The 18,043-nt window shown below is 67.8% G+C and carries 15 protein-coding genes; 11 read left to right on the top strand and 4 right to left on the bottom strand.

Features of this window, described 5'->3' with window-relative positions; genetic code table 11:
- Positions 1 to 2: 2 nt before the first annotated feature.
- From prsK to CHB69_RS03100, 3 genes are read left to right on the top strand one after another with little or no spacing between them, the layout of a single operon-like run.
- Positions 3 to 2,099: an XrtA/PEP-CTERM system histidine kinase PrsK gene (gene prsK, locus CHB69_RS03090; protein ID WP_089214468.1), complete on the top strand. Its 2,097-nt coding sequence runs from the start codon at positions 3 to 5 to the stop codon at positions 2,097 to 2,099.
- Positions 2,096 to 3,478 (top strand): PEP-CTERM-box response regulator transcription factor, encoded by a 1,383-nt coding sequence (gene prsR / locus CHB69_RS03095; RefSeq protein ID WP_089214469.1) that lies wholly within the window; start codon positions 2,096 to 2,098, stop codon positions 3,476 to 3,478. The genes prsK and prsR overlap by 4 nt, the downstream gene beginning before the upstream one ends.
- Positions 3,471 to 5,324 carry a tetratricopeptide repeat protein gene (locus CHB69_RS03100; RefSeq protein ID WP_245836474.1) on the top strand — a complete coding sequence of 618 codons (1,854 nt, stop codon included), beginning with the start codon at positions 3,471 to 3,473 and terminating at the stop codon, positions 5,322 to 5,324. Before prsR ends, CHB69_RS03100 begins: the two co-directional genes overlap by 8 nt.
- A 1-nt stretch (position 5,325) precedes the next feature.
- Here CHB69_RS03100 and CHB69_RS03105 read toward each other — a convergent pair whose 3' ends face one another.
- Together CHB69_RS03105 and CHB69_RS03110 are read right to left on the bottom strand one after the other, a co-directional pair.
- On the bottom strand, positions 5,326 to 5,673 hold the full coding sequence (locus tag CHB69_RS03105) for a GntR family transcriptional regulator (RefSeq protein ID WP_089214471.1): 348 nt from the start codon (positions 5,671 to 5,673) through the stop codon (positions 5,326 to 5,328).
- A 70-nt stretch (positions 5,674 to 5,743) separates the two neighbouring features.
- Positions 5,744 to 6,325, bottom strand: a complete 582-nt coding sequence (locus CHB69_RS03110; RefSeq protein WP_089214472.1) for a nitroreductase family protein — start codon at positions 6,323 to 6,325, stop codon at positions 5,744 to 5,746.
- Between the two features lie 167 nt (positions 6,326 to 6,492).
- Here CHB69_RS03110 and CHB69_RS03115 point away from each other — a divergent pair, with 167 nt between their 5' ends.
- The 4 genes from CHB69_RS03115 to CHB69_RS03130 are packed head-to-tail and all read left to right on the top strand — an operon-like array spanning position 6,493 to position 11,821.
- The gene (locus tag CHB69_RS03115; RefSeq protein ID WP_089214473.1) at positions 6,493 to 8,358 is read left to right on the top strand and encodes a peptide MFS transporter; all 1,866 of its coding nucleotides are present in this window, start codon (positions 6,493 to 6,495) and stop codon (positions 8,356 to 8,358) included.
- 14 nt (positions 8,359 to 8,372) lie between these two features.
- A complete protein-coding gene (locus CHB69_RS03120; RefSeq protein ID WP_089214776.1) occupies positions 8,373 to 9,779 on the top strand; it encodes an amidohydrolase in 1,407 nt (468 codons plus the stop codon).
- Entirely contained in the window at positions 9,776 to 11,077 is a 1,302-nt protein-coding gene (locus tag CHB69_RS03125; protein ID WP_170935413.1) for an amidohydrolase family protein, read from the top strand. Before CHB69_RS03120 ends, CHB69_RS03125 begins: the two co-directional genes overlap by 4 nt.
- 54 nt (positions 11,078 to 11,131) lie before the next feature.
- On the top strand, positions 11,132 to 11,821 hold the full coding sequence (locus CHB69_RS03130) for an NnrU family protein (RefSeq protein WP_089214474.1): 690 nt from the start codon (positions 11,132 to 11,134) through the stop codon (positions 11,819 to 11,821).
- Between the two features lie 276 nt (positions 11,822 to 12,097).
- On the opposite strand, the gene CHB69_RS03135 is transcribed toward CHB69_RS03130, so the two are convergent.
- Together CHB69_RS03135 and CHB69_RS03140 are read right to left on the bottom strand one after the other, a co-directional pair.
- Complete coding sequence (locus CHB69_RS03135) at positions 12,098 to 13,093, bottom strand: aldo/keto reductase (RefSeq protein WP_089214475.1); 996 nt, start codon at positions 13,091 to 13,093, stop codon at positions 12,098 to 12,100.
- Entirely contained in the window at positions 13,090 to 14,343 is a 1,254-nt protein-coding gene (locus CHB69_RS03140; RefSeq protein ID WP_245836476.1) for a dicarboxylate/amino acid:cation symporter, read from the bottom strand. Before CHB69_RS03140 ends, CHB69_RS03135 begins: the two co-directional genes overlap by 4 nt.
- Positions 14,344 to 14,443: 100 nt before the next feature.
- Here CHB69_RS03140 and glmM point away from each other — a divergent pair, with 100 nt between their 5' ends.
- From glmM to CHB69_RS03160, 4 genes are all read left to right on the top strand, one after another.
- On the top strand, positions 14,444 to 15,781 hold the full coding sequence (glmM, locus tag CHB69_RS03145; protein ID WP_089214477.1) for a phosphoglucosamine mutase: 1,338 nt from the start codon (positions 14,444 to 14,446) through the stop codon (positions 15,779 to 15,781).
- A gap of 49 nt (positions 15,782 to 15,830) precedes the next feature.
- On the top strand, positions 15,831 to 16,064 hold the full coding sequence (locus CHB69_RS03150) for a DUF1272 domain-containing protein (RefSeq protein WP_089214478.1): 234 nt from the start codon (positions 15,831 to 15,833) through the stop codon (positions 16,062 to 16,064).
- A gap of 16 nt (positions 16,065 to 16,080) precedes the next feature.
- Positions 16,081 to 17,346, top strand: a complete 1,266-nt coding sequence (locus CHB69_RS03155; protein ID WP_089214479.1) for a bifunctional hydroxymethylpyrimidine kinase/phosphomethylpyrimidine kinase — start codon at positions 16,081 to 16,083, stop codon at positions 17,344 to 17,346.
- A gap of 127 nt (positions 17,347 to 17,473) precedes the next feature.
- Entirely contained in the window at positions 17,474 to 18,031 is a 558-nt protein-coding gene (locus CHB69_RS03160) for a ribonuclease HII (RefSeq protein WP_089214480.1), read from the top strand.
- The last annotated feature ends 12 nt before the right edge of the window (positions 18,032 to 18,043 follow it).

The raw sequence follows: 18,043 nt of genomic DNA on the forward strand, positions 1-18,043 counted from the left end.
CGATGCTCGCGGCGCTGTCGCACCTGCTCGCGGGCGCTGCGCTCGCAGGATTCGCCGGCGTCACCCTGTGGTTGCTCAGCCGGCCGCGCGCCCGGATGGCGGCGCTGATGCCGGCACCGAAATGGCTGGTCGCCGCCGCCGTGGCGACCGCGCTCTGGTGCCTGCCGGTCTATGCCTTCGGACCGGGTTCGGCCGAGGGTCTCGTCGGCCGCGCGCTTCGCAATGTCGCCTGGCTCGGCTGGCTCGGCGCAAGCTTCTGGTCGCACGATGCGCCGATGTCGCGGCCGCAGAAACTGATTCAGCGTCTGCTCATCGCGATTTCGCTGGTCGCGGCGGTAGTGGCGGGGGCGACGCTGCTGCGCACCGGACAATCCTCGCTGCCGTGGATCGGGCTGAGCCTCTCGCTGACCGCGATGATCACCGCCTCGGGCGGGTTGCTGCTCGTCGACAGCGGCGTGCGGCACGGCGGATCGGGTCTGCGGATGCCGATCGTGGCGGTGGCGGGTGCTTTCGCGATGCTCTGGGCCTACGAGCTCAACGTCCAGCTGATCGGCGCCCTGACCGGAAAGCCGGCCTCGACCCTGATGCTGCTGGCCCCCGCCGTCGCGCTGCTGATGCTGCCGACTTTCGTGCTCGCCGCGATGGACGTCGGGCGCGAGCGCATCCGATTGTCGCGCCCTGCCGCGATGCGGACGATCGCGCTGCTCGGCGCCGCGGCCTATCTGGTGCTGATCGGGCTCGCGGGGGCGGTCGCGCGGCTCGGCGGCGGCGATTATGGCGAGCTGGCGCAGGGGTTGTTCCTGATCGTCGCGCTGGGGGCGGGCGGCCTGCTGCTCGCCTCGCCGCGGTCGCGTGCGTGGCTCTCGGTGACGATCTCGAAGCATTTTTTCGAGCATCGCTATGATTATCGCACCGAATGGATGCGGTTCACCGCGACGCTGGGGCAGAGCGACGAAGGCGACAGCAACCTTTACCGCCGCGTTGCCAAGGCACTCGCCGAATTGACGGGAAGCCCGGCGGCGCTGCTGATGCTGCCCGACGTGCAGGGCTGTTTTCGCATCGCCGACCAGTGGCGCTGGCCGGCGCGCATCGACGATGAGCTTTCGCTTTCCTTGCGCTGCGCCTTCACCTTGCAGGAGGCGCAGCACATCGTCGACCTCGACGCCGTCCGGCACGGCGTTGCTGTCGAGCCCGATCTGGCCATTCCCGAGTGGATGATCGCCGACACGCGCGCGTGGGTCGTCGTTCCGGTGCTGCATTTCGGCCGCATGATCGCGCTCGCCGTGCTGCATCGCCCCACCGTGTCGCGCGCGCTCGATTGGGAAGACCTCGACGTGCTGCGCATCGCGGGGCAGCAGGCGGCGAGCTATCTCGCCGAATCGCAGAGCCAGGCGGCGCTATCCGAAGCGAAGCGCTTCGATGAGTTCAACCGCCGCTTCGCCTTCATCATGCACGACATCAAGAATCTCGCGAGTCAGCTGTCGCTGCTCGCGCGCAATGCCGAGCGTCATGCCGACAAGCCGGAGTTTCGCGCCGATATGATCGAGACGCTCAAACTCTCCGCAGGCCGACTGAGCGATTTGCTCGCGCGCCTGTCGCCCCGCGACCGCAACCGGGCGAGCGAGGCGGCGCGTACGCTGGTCGAACCGCTTCTCTCCGACATCGCCGCGCAGATGCGCCCGCGCCGCAACATCTTCGTGGGCTGCACGACCGGCCTTGCGGCGTGGGCCGATGCGGCTTCGGTGCGGCAGATCCTCGAACAACTCGCGACCAATGCGATCGACGCCTCGCCCGAGGGAAGCCCGGTGCAGATCATCGCGGCGAAGGAAGCGGGGCGCGTGCGCATCGACGTGCTCGACCAGGGCTGCGGGATGAGCCGCGACTTCATCCGCGAGGAGCTGTTCAAGCCCTTCGTCTCGACGAAGGAAGGCGGTTTCGGGCTCGGGGCCTTCGAGGCGCTGGGACTCGCGCAGGCGATGAACGGCACGATCGAAGTGCTGAGCGAGCCGGGCGAGGGGAGCTGCTTCACGCTGTGGCTGCCCGCGGCGGGAGAGAATGGCGCCGATGGCGGCGAAGAGTGGATGAAGGTGGCATCATGACCAAGGGAGCGGCCGCGACGCCGCGCAAGCTGCTCGTCGTCGAGGACGACGCCGGGCTCCAGACGCAGCTCAAATGGGCCTATGACGATTATGAGGTGCTGATCGCGGGCGACCATGACGCGGCGCTCGACCTGCTGCGCGCCGAGGAGCCCGCAGTGGTGACGCTCGACCTCGGCCTGCCGCCCGATCCCGACGGAACCCGCGAGGGTTTCCGCGTGCTGAGGGCGATTCTCGAAATGAAGCCCGATACCAAGGTGGTCGTCGTGTCGGGGCACGGCGAACGCGCGAGCGCGCTCACCGCGATCGCGAGCGGGGCATGGGATTTCTATCAGAAACCGATCGACATCGAGGAACTCGGGCTGATCGTGCGCCGCGCCTTTCACGTCCGCGACCTCGAGGTCGAGAATGCGCGGCTTGCCGAAGCGGGAGCGAGCGACAATCGCGTGCTCGGCGGGATGATCACCGGCGCGCCCGAGATGCTGAAAGTCGCGCGCACGATCGAGCGCGTCGCGAATCTCGACGTGTCGGTGATGCTGCTCGGTGCGAGCGGGACGGGGAAGGAACTGCTCGCGCGCGCCCTGCACGAGGCGAGCGCGCGGCGCGACGGCGCGTTCGTCGCGATCAACTGCGCCGCGATCCCCGAGAATCTGCTCGAAAGCGAGCTGTTCGGGCATGAGAAGGGGGCGTTCACCGGCGCGGTCAAGACGACCGAGGGGAAGATCGAGCTCGCGCACGACGGGACCTTGTTCCTCGACGAGGTCGGCGACATTCCGCTGCCGCTGCAGGTCAAATTGCTGCGCTTTTTGCAGGAGCGGACGATCGAGCGGATCGGTGGGCGCAAGGCCATCGCCGTCAACACGCGCATCGTCTGTGCGACGCACCGCGACCTCGATGCGATGATCGCCGCGGGCAGCTTTCGCGACGATCTTTACTACCGGCTCGCGGAGATGGTGGTGAAGATCCCTTCGCTCGCCGAGCGGCCGGGCGACGCGGTGCTGCTCGCGCGGCATTTCCTTCACCAATATGCGCCCGAGATGAACCCCGCGGTGCGCGGTTTCGCATCCGACGCCTTGCAGGCGATCGACGAGGCGCGCTGGCCGGGCAATGTCCGCGAGCTCGAAAACCGGATCAAGCGCGCGGTCATCATGGCCGACGGCAAGCTTGTAACGAAGGACGACCTCGATCTGGCGGCGGGCACGGGCGACGCGGACGAGGCGGCATGGCTCAATCTGCGCAGCGCGCGCGAGGCGGCCGACCGCGTCGCGATCCGCCGCGCGATGGCGCAGAGCGAGGGTAATATTTCGGCGGCGGCGAAACTGCTCGGGATCAGCCGCCCGACGCTCTATGATCTCTTGAAGCAATATCGGATGCATGGCTGACATGACGTCGGGGCGGCTTCGGACCGGCGCGCTGCTCGCGGCGCTGCTGCTCGCCGGCTGCGGTGGGCGCGAGGCCGAGGCGCCGCGCGCGGCGCTCGAGCGTCAGCGCGCCGAATTGACGCGCTATGTCGCCGATCACCCCGAAGCGGTGCGCGAGCGCGCCGCGCTGGCGCGCGTCGCCATGCGGCTCGGCGACAGCGTGACGGCCGAAGCGGCGGTCGAGGAGGCGATCGCGGCGGGCGGCGCGGGCGAGGTGCTGCGTCCGCTGCTCGCGCGCGCCTATGCGATGCAGGGCGAGGGCGACCGGGCGATCGCGACGCTCGATGCGGGGCCGATCGCACCCGAAATGCTCGGCGAAGCGGCGTGGGTCGAAGCCAATGTCCGCCTCGACCGCGGCGACCTGGAGGGCGCGCGCAAGGCCTTTGACCTCGCGCTCCGCGAGCGGCCGCGCGAGGCGGGGCTGTGGGCCGACGTCGCGCGCTTTCGTGCCGCCAACGCCGACGCGCGCGGCGCACGCCAGGCGGTCGACCATGCGATCGAGCTCGACGCCGGAAATGGTGCGGCGCTCGCGCTCAAGGCCGATCTGGTGCGCGATCAGCAGGGACTGGCGCCCGCGCTTGCATGGTATGACAGGGCCCTCGCCGCCGACCCCGGCAATGCCGATGCGTGGATCGAGCGCGCTGCGACGCTCGGCGATCTCGGCCGCTATCGCGAAATGCTCGCGTCGCTGCGCCGTGCCGCCACGTTGACGCCGGGCGAGCCGCGCCTTTTCTATCTGCAAGCCGTGCTCGCCGCGCGCGCGGGCAACTACCGCCTCGCGCGCAGCCTGCTCCAGCGCACGCGCGGGCAGCTCGACGACGAGCCGGGATTCATGCTGGTCAGCGCAATCGCCGAATTGCAGCTCGGCGGGCAGGCGCTCGCCGCGACCTGGGCCGAACGGCTGGTCGAGGTGCAGCCGCATAATTTTACCGTCCGCCGCCTCCTTGCCGCGGCGAACTGGGCCGATGCCGACGATGAGGGCGCGGCAGCGGCGCTGGCCCCGATCGTCGCGCGCGCCGACGCCGACAGCTGGTCGCTGCTGCTCGCGGCGCGCGTCGCGGCCGAGCAGGGCGACGGGAAGGGCTCGGCGGCCTATCAGGACCGCGCGGCGCGCCTGGCCCGCGGCGCGGCGGCGCCCTTCACGGTCGATGATGATCCGCTGCTCGTCGCGATGGCGGCCGAAGCCGCGCCGCTCGATCCGTCGAAGGTGATTCCGGCGATCGCGGCCGACGTAATGCAGGGCAACGGTGCGCGCGCGCTCGAACGTGCGGCGCGGCTGCGCGACGCCAATCCCGGGGTCGCCGACGCGCACCGGCTGTTCGGCGATGCCGCGCTGGCGGAAGGGCGCCTGGACCTTGCAGTCGCCGCCTTTCGCAAGGCGCGCAACCTCGATGCAGGCGAAGGTGCGGCATTGCGCCTTGCCGACGCGCTGCTTCGCAGCGGCGATTCCGCGGGAGCCGCCGCGGCGGTCGCTGCGCTACGCGAAAGCGACCCCTCGAGCATCGCCGCCGACCGGTTCGCCGGCCGCCTGGCGCTCGATCGCCGCCGCTGGGATGCGGCGATCGCGGCGTTCGAGCGCGTGCGCCGCCGCCTCGGCGACCGCGACGCGGTGATCCTGCGCGACCTGGCGCACGCGTGGGCGGGGAAGGGCGAAGCGAAGCGCGCGCTGCCGCTGGCGGCGCGCGCCTATCGACTGCAACCGCTCAATTGCGGCATCATGCTGCTCTATGCCGATCTGCTCGAAGCGCAGGGCGATGCGGCGAATGCCGCCGCGCTGCGCGACAAGGCGGCGCAGGCCGGTCGGTAGCTCAGGCGTCGCTGAGGTCGAGCAGGGTGCGCGCGTCGAGGCCGATGCGGCGCATCTGCTGCGCGACGGGCGGCCAGACGTTGGTCAGGAAATCGTCGCGCATCAGTTCGCGCAGCCGCTCGGTCGCGCCGTCGGCGACGAACATGCCGACCCCGCGCTTGACCGTCACCAGCCCCTCGTCCTGAAAGGTCTGATAGGCCTTTGCCACGGTGAGCGGATTCGCGCCCTCCTCGGCCGCGAGCGAGCGCACCGACGGCAGCATGTCGCCGTCGCCATAGGCGCCGTCGAGGATCGCGTTGGCGATGACGTCGCGCAGGCGCTGATACACGGGCTTGGACTGATCGAGCATGCCGCCTTAATGCCATAAGACAGCAGGACAGTCAAATCGCCCACTTGCTCGACCGGTCCAGTTTTTGAAACTAAATGTCCCAGTCGCCTACCACGTCATCATAATCTGGCCGCGGCCGTTCGGACAGCTCGGCGCCGGGGGTTCCGAAAAAGAAGAATCCCACGATCGTGTCGCCGTGGCGCGCACCAAAGGCGGCCGCGACGTCGCGGTTATAGGCCGCCCAACCGGTAAGCCAGCTCCCCACGAAACCGTGCGCATGTGCGGCGTGGAGCAGGTTCATGCCTACTGCGCCCGCCGACATCTGCTGTTCCCAGACCGGGATCTTGCTGTCCTGCACCGGCGTCGAGAGGAGCAGGAGCAGCGTCGGCGCCTGATGCGCGAACTGGTCGAGCGCCGAGAGGTCGAGTCCCTCTGCCCCCGGATGCTCGGCGATCCAGGCGCGTTTGAGCAAGTCGGCGAGCCTGCCGCGCTGGTCGCCCGCGACGGTGACGATGCGCCACGGTGCGAGCTTGCCATGGTCGGGCGTGCGCAAGGCGAGCGCGACGATGTCGCGCAGCGTGTCGGCATCGGGGCCGGGCGCGATCATGTCGCGCGCCTTGCCCGAACGGCGGGTGGCGAGGTGCGAGCGGAGCGAGGAGATGTCGTTGAACATGGCGGGGCATGTGGCCCTTTTGCGAGGCTTTCGCAAGAGCGTCGCGGCGCCTTCATTGGTTTCACGCGCAATTAGATTCTTTCAATCCGCCATTTTCGCGCTAGGTTGCGCGCCATCGCGCGGCAAAAGCCGCAGCAAAATCAAACGGGGACAAGGGACGCACACGCATGAAAGAGATGAGCCTTTGGGACGGGGGCGATTGGACGTTCGTCATAGCGCTGGTGTTGTTAGGGGCGTTTCTGACCGTCGGGGCGTTGATCGCGGCGAGCAAGAAACCCGAGTTCGCCGGCCACCCTCGCGGCCTCTACATGCTCTTCTTTGCCGAGATGTGGGAGCGCTTTTCCTACTACGGCATGCGCGCGCTGCTGATTCTGTACCTTACCCAGCATTGGCTGTTCAGCGACGGCAAGTCGAACCTGATCTATGGTGCCTATACCAGCCTTGTCTATATTACCCCGGTGCTCGGCGGCTATCTGGCCGATCGCTATCTGGGACAACGCAAGGCGGTGCTGTTCGGGGGCGTGCTGCTTGCTTTCGGCCATTTGTTCATGGCGTTCGAGGGCGACTATGGCATTACCGAGGCTGCGGTGAAGCAGGCCGATCCGGCGATCAACATCTTCTGGCTCGCGCTGGCGCTCATCATTGTCGGCTCGGGTTTCCTGAAGGCCAATATCTCAGTGATGGTGGGGCAACTCTATCGCCTGACTGACATGCGCCGCGATGCCGCCTACACCATTTTCTACATGGGCATTAATTCGGGGGCGGCGATCGGCACCATCCTCGTCGGTTATCTGGGCCAGAAGATTGGCTGGTCATACGGTTTCGGCTTGGCGGGGATTGGCATGGTCGCCGGTCTTATCGTTTTTGTGCTCGGCAAGAATGTACTGCTAGGCGCTGGCGAAGCACCTGCACCGCTCTCGAAAAAGAAGGAATGGACGCTGTACGGCACCGGCCTGATCGCCGTTCTCGTGATGTGGGGGCTCATCCAATATCAGGATGTCATCCAGAATTTGCTGCTGATCTCGGGTACGCTGCTGCTCGTCTATGTCGCTGCGGTCGCGGCGCTGCAACTACCCTATGGCAAGATAGCGAGCGCGCCCAGCGACAGCCGGGTCGTGCTTCTTGCCGGTACGCTGGCAATGCTGTTCCTGCCGCTTTCGAACGCGCTCGGCCTCGGGACGTCGGACGAAGGCGTCAAGATAGTCGGACTGACCGCCGCGCAGATCGTCTATTTCGTCGGCATGATCGTCGTGCTGTTCGGCCTTGGGATCGAGAAATTCCGGGTCGAGAACCACGCGCGCGACCGCATCTATGCGATTTTGTTCCTGATCGCCTTGAACCCGTTGTTCTGGGGGCTTTTCGAACAGGCAGGGGGCAGTCTCAACCTCTATACCGATCGTTATGTCGCGATCGGCGATGTCCCGGCGTCGCTGTTCCAGTCGATCAATCCGATCTACATCATCATCTTCGCGCCCTTCTTTGCCGCGCTGTGGCAATGGCTGGGCAAGAGGGGGCTCGAGCCTTCGGCGCCCGCCAAGTTCGCACTGGCGCTCGCGCAGGTCGGGCTCGGCTTCCTTGTCTTCGTCTGGGGTGCGAACAGCGTAGGGCCCGAAGCGATGACCCCGGTGATTTTCGTCTTCCTGCTCTATCTGCTTCACACCACGGGCGAGCTTTGCCTGTCGCCGGTAGGGCTCAGCGCGATGAACCGGCTCGCACCCTCGTTCATGGCATCGCTGATCATGGGTGCCTGGTTCTATATGACCGCGGTCGGCAATTTCGTCGCCGGCAAGATCGGGGAAGCGACCGGCGGCGAAAGCGGCGCGATGACCAAGGAGGCGACGCTCGCCATCTATTGGGAGATCGGTCTTGTTGCCATCGGGGTCAGTGTCATCGTCCTTGCGCTGTCGCCGATCGTCAAGCGCTGGATGCACCTCGACACGCTGCGCGACCGTCCGTCCGATGTCGCGGGCGCCGAGGAACTGGGCGAGGCACAGGCTGCCGGCGTCCACCCCGAACCCAAGCCGGCGAGCTGATCATGGTCCGGGGCATGAAGAGCGGCCTTCTGGCCGCGGCGACGCTGGTGTTCGCAGGATGCGCGGCGACCGACGCGCAGCCGCAGGCGGCGGGGAGCGACGCCGCGCCGGCGGCGACCGGCGCGAAGGCCGAACGGTTCGACAAGAACCCCTATCCCTCGACCTATCACGCCTATCCGGGCCGCGTGACCGCGGTGACGGGCGTGACGATTTTCGACGGCGAGGGCGGGCGGATCGACGGCGGCACGGTGGTGCTGGCGGAGGGCAAGGTCGCGAGCATCGGCGGCGCCGATACAGCAATCCCCGCCGACGCGCTGGTGATCGACGGGCGCGGCAAGTTCGTCACGCCGGGGGTGATCGACGTCCACAGCCACCTCGGCGTCTATCCGTCGCCCGGCGTCGACGCGCATAGCGACGGCAATGAGATGACGAGCCCGACGACGCCCGAGGTCTGGGCCGAGCATAGCGTCTGGCCGCAGGACCCGGGCTTTTCGCGTGCGCTCGCCAACGGCGGGGTGACGACCTTGCAGATACTGCCGGGCAGCGCGAACCTGATCGGCGGGCGTTCGGTGACGCTGAAGAATGTGCCGTCGCGCACCGTGCAGGGCATGAAGTTCCCCGGCGCGCCTTATGGCATGAAGATGGCGTGCGGCGAGAATCCGAAGCGCGTCTATGGCGGCAAGGGGCGGATGCCCTCGACCCGCATGGGCAATTTCGCGGTCGACCGCCAGACCTGGGCGAAGGCCGCAGCCTATAAGAAGAAGCTCGATGAGGGCAAGACGGTCGATCGCGACCTCGCGATGGAAACGCTCGCGGGCGTGCTGTCGGGCGAAATCCTCGTCCACAATCACTGCTACCGCGCCGACGAAATGGCGCAGGTCATCGATATGAGCCACGAGTTCGGCTACAAGGTCACCGCGTTCCACCACGCGGTCGAGGCCTACAAGGTCGCCGACCTGCTCAGGAAGGAAGGCATTTGCGCCGCGCTGTGGGCCGACTGGTGGGGATTCAAGATGGAAGCCTATGATTCGGTGCCCGAAAATCTGCCGATGGTCGAGCAGGCGGGGGCGTGCGCGATCGTCCATTCGGACGATGCGAACCAGATCCAGCGGCTCAATCAGGAGGCGGCAAAGGCGCTCGCCGCGGGGCGCCGCATGGGGCTGACGATCAGCGACGAGCGCGCGTGGCGCTGGCTCGCGATCAACCCCGCGACCGCGCTCGGCATCGCCGACAAGACGGGCAGCCTGAAGCCCGGCAAGATGGCCGACGTCGTGCTGTGGAACGGCAATCCGTTCAGCGTCTATACGCGCCCCGAAAAGGTGTGGATCGACGGCGCGCTGCTGTACGACGCCGATGATCCGAAGCGGCGGCCGGTGAGCGATTTCGAGCTGGGCCAGCCCGGCGAGGGAGATGTGAAATGATCCGCGCTCTCCTGCTTTCCGCCGCCGCGCTGCTCGCGCTTCCCGCTGCGGCGCAAGACGTTGCGATCACCAATGCGAAGCTCGTCATCGGCGACGGCAGCGCGCCGGTCGAAGGCGGCACTGTCGTCGTGCGCGGCGGCAAGGTCGTCGCGGCGGGTGCGGGCGTTGCGGTGCCCGCGGGGATCGAAACGGTCGATGCCGGCGGCCATTATGTGACGCCGGGGATCGTCGCGGCGTTCAGCCGCGTCGGGCTGACCGAAGTCGATGCGGTCTCCGGCACCAACGATCGCAGCGCGCCGCGCACGCGCTTTTCCGCCGGGCTCGACATTGCGCCGGCGCTCAACCCGATGGGCTCGCCGGTCGCGGTGAACCGCGCCGCGGGCGTCACGCGCGCAGTTGTGGCGCCGGGGGGCAGCAGCAATTTGTTCGCAGGTCAGGGCGCGGTCGTCGATCTGGGCGACGACATGGCCATGGTCACGCGCCCGCGCGCGCTGCAATATGTCGCCTTTGGCGAGGATGGCGCGTCGAAGGCGGGCGGCAGCCGCGCCGCGACCTTCCTGCTCTTTCGCGAACAATTGCTCGCGGCGCGCAGCTATGCCCGCGGGGCCGCGACGCTCGCCGAATGGGGCAATGACGCGATGATCCAGCGCGCCGACGCCGACGCGCTGGTGCGCGTGATCGACGGCACGACGCCGCTGTTCGTGCGCGTCGACCGCGCCGCCGACATATTGAACGTCGTCAAGCTGAAGCAGGATTTTCCCGCGATGAAGCTGGTGCTCGTCGGGGCGACCGAAGGCTGGCTGGTGGCGCCGCAGATCGCGGCGGCGCGCGTGCCGGTGATCGTCTCGCCGCTCACCGACCTGCCGAACAGCTTCGAACAGCTCGGCGCGACGCAGTCGAACGCCGGGCGGCTCGAAGCCGCGGGGGTGACGGTCGCGGTCGGCGTGTTCGACGACGACGATGCGCACAAGATGGGCTATGCGACGCAATATGCCGGCAATCTGGTCGCGCTGACCAAAATGCCGGGCACGAGCGGGTTGAGCTGGGATCAGGCCTTTGCCGCGATCAGCAGCGGCCCCGCGCGCGCGGTGGGCATGGACGATCGCATCGGCTCGCTGAAGCCGGGGCGCGTCGGCGATGTGGTGATCTGGGATCGCGATCCGCTCGAGCTGGGCAGCCGCCCGACCGCGATCTGGATCGACGGCAAGCGCCAGTCGCTGACGACGCGGCAGGACCGGCTGCGCGACCGCTATGCCGATCCGGCCGAGGGCGCGCTGCCCAACGCCTATGATTGGTAGCTGCCGCGCCTGAACCGACGCGGCCATGATGAAAGGAAGAGGGCCGTGGAACCGATGTCGTTGCTGATCGTCACCTGCGCGCTGTTCGTCGGCTCGCACCTGATCCTGTCGCACCCGCTGCGCGAGCCGCTCGCGGGGCGGATGGGCGAGCGAGCCTTTCAGATCGTCTATTCGGTGGTCGCGATCGCGACGCTGGTCATGGTGGTGCAGGCGTGGCGGTCGATGCCGCCCGAACCGCCGCTCTGGGCGGTCGACGATCCGCTGTGGGCGCTCGCATCGCTGATCGTCCTCGTGGCGAGCATCTTGTTCATGGGCTCGCTCGTCGGTAATCCCGCGCTTCCCGCCCCCGGCGCCGCCGCCACCGCGCAAAGGGCGCCGCGCGGCGTCTTTGCGATCACCCGCCATCCGATGATGTGGGGCTTTGCGCTGTGGGCGCTCGCGCATGCGCTCGTCATGCCGACGCCGGCGCAGCTCGTCCTGTCGGCAACGATCGCCTTCCTCGCGCTCGTCGGGGCGGCGGGGCAGGATGTGAAGAAGGCGAAGCAGATGGGCGATGCGTGGCGCCACTGGACGGCGCGGACGAGCTATCTGCCCTTCGCCCGCCAGTTCGGTGGCGCAGCGCCGTGGGGCGACACGATCCCGCGCGGTCACGCGCTGTGGGGCGGGATCGTCGTCTGGCTGATCGCCACCTGGGCACATGGCGCGCTCGGCTATATCGCCGCGGGGATCTGGCGCTGGATCTGAGCGCCGCGATGGCCGCCGCCGACGCGCATCTGTCGGATATGGCGCTGCGGCTGCACCACAAACTCGACGTGCTCGCCGAGGCGGTGAACGAGATCAAGGGGCGGGGGTGAGCGTTTCCGCCCTTCAAGATGGATTTGCCAAAGTTCGTGTGTCCCCGCGGAGCCGAAGGCGGCGCGTAGCGCCAACGCGGGGACCCATCACCGGTCGTTTTCCAATGGCGCCGGCAGGAGATGGGCTCCCGCCTTCGCGGGAGCACACGCTATGTCCTACAATATCCTACAGCCGCACCATCCGCATCCCCTGTTCGCCGTAGCGTGGGCCGCTTGTGGCGCCGACGGGTGCCGCCGCCGCGATCGCGACAAGGTCGTCGGCGTCGAGCTTCAGGTCGGCGGCGGCGACGCTGTCCTCCATCGTCGCGCGGCGCTTGGTGCCGGGGATCGGGACGATGTCGTCGCCCTGCGCGAGCAGCCAGGCGAGCGCGACCTGCGCGTTCGAGACGCGATGCTTTGCCGCGACGTCCGCGATCGCATCGACGATGCGCAGGTTGGCGGCGAAATTCTCGTCCGACCAGCGCGGGTCATTCCGCCGCCAGTCGTGCTCGGGCAGTTCGTCGCGGCTGCGCATCGTGCCGGTCAGGAACCCGCGGCCGAGCGGCGAATAGGGGACGAAGCCGATGCCATGTTCGCGGCAGACGGGCAGGATTTCGGCCTCGACCTCGCGCTCCCAGACCGAATATTCGCTCTGCAGCGCGGTGATCGGCGCGGCCTTCGCCGCGCGGCGCAGCGTGTCGGGGCCGGCCTCGGAGAGCGCGATGTGGCGCACCTTGCCCTCCTTGACGAGCTCCATCATGCCGCCGACGGTATCCTCGATCGGGACGTTCGGGTCGACGCGGTGCTGGTAGAAGAGGTCGATCGTGTCGATGCCGAGCCGCTGGAGCGAGCCTTCGCACGCGCGGCGGGCGTTTTCGGGCGAGCCGTCGACCCCGGTGATCGTCTTGCCTTCGAAGCGGAAGCCGAACTTGGTCGCGATGACGAGGCCCTCGCGCCGGCCCTTGATCGCCTGTCCGAGCAGTTCCTCGTTGCTGAACGGGCCATAGATTTGCGCGGTGTCGAAAAAGGTGACGCCAAGGTCGATCGCGCGGTGGATCGTGCGCGTCGCCTCGTCCATGTCGGCGGCTTCGCCATAGAGGATGTTGCCGCCCTTGATCATCGGCATACAGCCGATACCGATCGCGGACACTTCAAGGCCGTGGCCGAGGGTGCGATATTTCATGCTCGCTCTCCATGATTGTCGTCGGGGGAGCCGCGCGCCGCGAATTTGGTTGCCGCGACGTCGGCGATGACATTGCCGACTGTACGCCAGATGTCGGGAAAAGTCTCGACCGCAACGAGCAGGCCGAGCGGGCCGACGGGAACGCCCATGGCCCCCGCGATCGGGGCGATCGACACGACATAGCTGATCGAGCCCGGCAGGCTGACCGAACTGAGCGCCGAGGCGACCGCGACGAGCAGCCCCATCACGACAGCCCAGATGCCGATATCGACGTGGAACAGCCACGCGATGTAGAGCACGACGGCGAGGTTCATCGCGGTGCTGGTGAAGCGAAACAGCGCGACCGCTAGCGGCAGCACGACGTCGGCCTTCTTCGGATCGACGCCGAGTTCTTCCGATGCCTCGAGCATCGCGGGCAGGCTGGCGAGCGAGCTTTGCGTGCTCACCGCAACCGCGAAGGTCGGGATCATCGCCCGGGCGAAGCGCAGCGGCGGCAGGCCGGCGAAAAGAAAGGCGAGCGCGAAGGCGAGGATCACGCAGCAGACGCCGATGCCCGACACGATCAGCACATAATGGACGAGCCCGCCGAACGCCGCGAGCCCTGCCTTGATCGCGAGCGCATAGCCGAGCGCGAAGACCCCGACGGGCGCGACGGCGAGCACCCAGCCGATGACGACGAGCATGGCGTCGCCCAGCGCCTTGAACAGCCCGGCGAGCGTCGCGCGCTGTTCGGGCGCTATGCGCGTGATCGCAAAGGCGAAGATCGTCGTGAAGACGATCAGCGGCAGCACCGCGGTCTCCGCCGCCGCGGCAATCGGGTTGGTCGGGACGAGGCCGAGGATGAAATCGGCGAAGCCGGGCGACGGCCCGGTCGCGGCTTCACCGCCGAGTCCGTGCCGCAGCGCCGCGGCGGCATCGGCCGACAGCGGAAATAGCCGCAGCAAAAGCGGGGTCATCACGAAGGACATCGCGCCCGAGATCATGATCGCGGCGATGAAGGTCGCGACGGCGCGCGCCGCGAGCCTGCCCGCGCGCGCCGCGTCGGCGGTCGCGGTGATGCCGGTGATGAGCAGCGCGACGATCAGCGGCACGATCGTCATCTTGAGCGCGTTGAGCCAGAGCTGCCCGATCGGCTCGATGATCGGCAGCGCGCGCGCCGCGACGTCGGGCGCGAGCGCTTCGGCGCCGAGCCCCAGCAGCATCCCGGCGATCAGCGCCGAGAGAATGATCCATGCCGATTTCAAGCTCAAAGTCCCCCGCCAACTTGCAAAGAAAAAAGCGGTAACCTAGGGCCGGTGGAGACCGACGGGACACCATGCTTCCGCCGAAGGATTAAGTAGCGGAGCGACCATGCGCAAGTTTTTCGGAACCGACGGGATTCGCGGGCTGACCAACAAGGCGCCGATGACCGCCGAGGTCGCGATGCGGGTCGGCATGGCGGCGGGCGCGCATTTTCTGCGCGGCGCGCACAAGCATCGCGTCGTGATCGGCAAGGACACGCGCCTTTCGGGCTATATGATCGAAAATGCGCTCGTCGCGGGCTTCACCAGCGTTGGCATGGACGTCGTGCAGGTCGGCCCGATGCCGACCCCGGCGGTGGCAATGCTCGTGCGCTCGATGCGCGCCGATCTGGGCGTGATGATCTCGGCGAGCCACAATCCCTTTGCCGACAACGGCATCAAATTGTTCGGCCCCGACGGCTACAAGCTCTCCGACGCCGACGAGGTGCAGATCGAGGCGCTGCTTGCCGGCGAACCCCGGCTCGCCGAGCCCGCGCAAATCGGTCGCGCCAAGCGGATCGAGGACGCGCGCGGGCGTTATATCCACGCGGTCAAGCAGAGCTTGCCCCAGCATATCCGCCTCGACGGGCTCAAGATCGTCGTCGATTGCGCGAACGGCGCCGCGTACAACAGCGCGCCCACGGTCTTCTGGGAGCTAGGCGCCGACGTCGTGGCGATCGGCGTGTCGCCGGACGGGCTCAACATCAACGACAAGTGCGGCTCGACCGCACCGGCGCTGCTCCAGGAAACCGTCGTCGCGACCGGCGCCGACATCGGCATCGCGCTCGACGGCGACGCCGACCGGCTGATCGTCGTCGACGAGGCGGGTGCGATCGTCGACGGCGATCAGATCATGGCGCTGATCGGCGCGAGCTGGGCGCGGCAGGGGCGGCTGAAGGGCGGCGGGGTCGTCGCGACGGTGATGTCGAACCTGGGGCTCGAACGCTTCCTTGAGGGCGAAGGCCTGACGCTCGAGCGCACCAAGGTCGGCGACCGCTATGTTCTCGAGCGGATGCGCGAGGGCGGTTTCAACGTCGGCGGCGAGCAATCGGGGCACATGATCCTGTCGGATCATGCGACGACGGGCGACGGGACGCTCGCGGCGTTGCAGCTGCTCGCCGAACTCGTTACGGGGGGCAAGCCCGCGAGCGAATTGCTTCACCAGTTCGACGCCGTCCCGCAGCTTTTGAAGAATGTCCGCTTTGCGGGCGGGAAGCCGCTCGACGATAGCGCGGTGCAGGCGGCGATCGCCGAGGGCGAGGCGACGCTTGCCGGACGCGGGCGGCTCGTGATCCGCGCGTCGGGCACCGAACCGGTCATCCGCGTGATGGCCGAAGGCGACGATGCCGGCGAGGTCGAGCGCGTCGTCGACATGATCTGCGACGCGGTGCGCGTCGCGGCAGGCTGATATATCGAAAGGGCTCCGCCCGAGTGCGGAGCGAAGAAAGGTTTTGACCATGCTGGAAATGCGTCCCGATTGCGAACGGTGCGGCCGCGACCTGCCCGCCGACAAGCACGGCGCCTTCATCTGTTCGTTCGAATGCACCTTCTGCGCCGATTGCGCCGACAAGCTGGAGGAGCGCTGTCCCAATTGCGGCGGCGACCTGCTCGACCGGCCGATGCGCGAAGGCCCGGCGCTCGCGAAATTCCCCGCTTCGACCGAACGGCGCCATCCGGGAGCGCGGGGCTGATCGTGCGGAGGGCGGCATGACCGCGCGCGTTCTCATCATTGCGGGGTCCGACAGCGGCGGCGGCGCCGGGATTCAGGCCGACATCAAGACGGTGACGATGCTCGGCAGCCACGCGATGACCGCGATCGCCGCGATCACCGCGCAGAACACGCTCGGCGTGCAGGGCGTCCATGCGGTGCCGACCGAGATGGTGCTGATGCAGATCGACAGCGTCGTCGCCGACATCGGCGTCGACGCGGTGAAGATTGGCATGATCGGCAGCGCCGAAACCGCGGCGGCGGTGGCGGAACGGCTCCGCATTCTTGTGGAATTGCACGATGCTTCGGTTGCGGTGCGATCCGTAGCCAACCCCGAATTGCTGCGTGAGCGAGGGGTTCGACGGTCCGGTGACTATGCCATGCCGCAACGCCGATTGAGTTTGCCAATCGTCTTCGATCCCGTGATGGTGGCGACAAGCGGGGCCGAACTGGCGGATGCCGAAACGATCGCGGCGTTTGAATCGCTGATGGATATTGCGACGGTTGTAACCCCGAACCTGGACGAATTGACAAGATTGGGAGGCGAGGACGCGGTCTTGCGTCGTGGCTGCGCGTTGTTGGTCAAGGGCGGGCACGGCGATGGCGACATACTCACCGATCGCCTCCTCGTCCCAAAGGGATTGAGCAAGGATTGCATTGCCGAATGGGAAGCGCCGCGGATCGACACGCCGCACACCCACGGCACCGGCTGCACGCTGGCGAGCGCGATCGCGACGGGGCTCGCGCAGGGGATGCCGCTCGAACCCGCGGTGGCGCGCGCGCGCGACTTCGTGCGGCTAGCGCTGCTCGATGCGCCGGCACTGGGGAAGGGGCATGGCCCGATGGGGCAGCAGGCCGTTCGCAACGACGGGCTGTTCACCGGTCCCGCACTCAACCAGATCACACTGCCCGCGGCCGATTATGCCGCGTCGGTCGCCTTCTACAAGCAGCTCGGGTTGACGCAGATCGTCGATAGTCCGGACAATGGCTATGCGCGGTTCGAGGCGGCGAACGGCGTCACCCTCTCGATCCATCTTTCCCCTCCCGCAAGCGGGAAGGGAGAAACGGGAGCCACCACCTATCTCGAAAGCGGTGCGCTCGATGCGTGGGTCGCCTATCTGGCGCGGCGCGGGGTGCGCTTCGACCAGATGCCGAAGGACGAGGATTGGGGCTGGCGCGAGGCGCGGTTGACCGATCCCGCCGGCAATCGCCTGTGTCTTTATCAAGCGGGTGAGTATCGGAGGTTTCCGCCGTGGCGGATCTGATCTCCTCTCCCGCTTGCGGGAGGCGCCAGGGGTGGGCGCATCTCGCCCTGGTCCCGGCCCACCCCGCTGCGACTAGCGAGCAAGCTCGCAAGTCTCGCTGCCCCTCCCGCAAGCGGGAGGGGAGGCCATGTTGATCGTTGGCGTCGACGAGGCCGGGCGCGGGCCGCTCGCGGGGCCGGTTGTGGCCGCGGCGGTGATCCTGTGCGAGCGCGGGATCGACGGGCTCGACGATTCCAAGAAGCTCTCCGCAAAGCGACGCGCCGAGCTCGACATCGAGATCAAGGCGCATTGCCGCTGGGGCGTGGGTGAGGCGAGCGTCGCCGAGATCGATGCGATCAACATATTGCAGGCGACCTTCCTCGCGATGACGCGCGCGGTCGAGGCACTGGGGTGCGATCCGCACGAGATACTGGTCGACGGCAACCGCCTGCCGCGCTGGCGCTATCGCGCGCGCGCCATCGTCGGCGGCGATGCGCTGCACCCGTGCATCTCGGCGGCGAGCATCGTCGCCAAACAGCATCGCGATCGCTTCATGGTCGCGGCTGCGCGCGACTTTCCGGGCTTTGGCTGGGAAAGGAACATGGGCTATGCTACGCCCGAGCATCTGACGGCGCTGCGCCTCCACGGCCCGACGCCGCTCCATCGGACCAGCTTTGCACCGGTTGCGCAAAGGCAATTGATCTGATCGAGAAGAGGG

This window comes from Sphingopyxis indica, from assembly GCF_900188185.1.
Lineage (GTDB): Bacteria > Pseudomonadota > Alphaproteobacteria > Sphingomonadales > Sphingomonadaceae > Sphingopyxis > Sphingopyxis indica.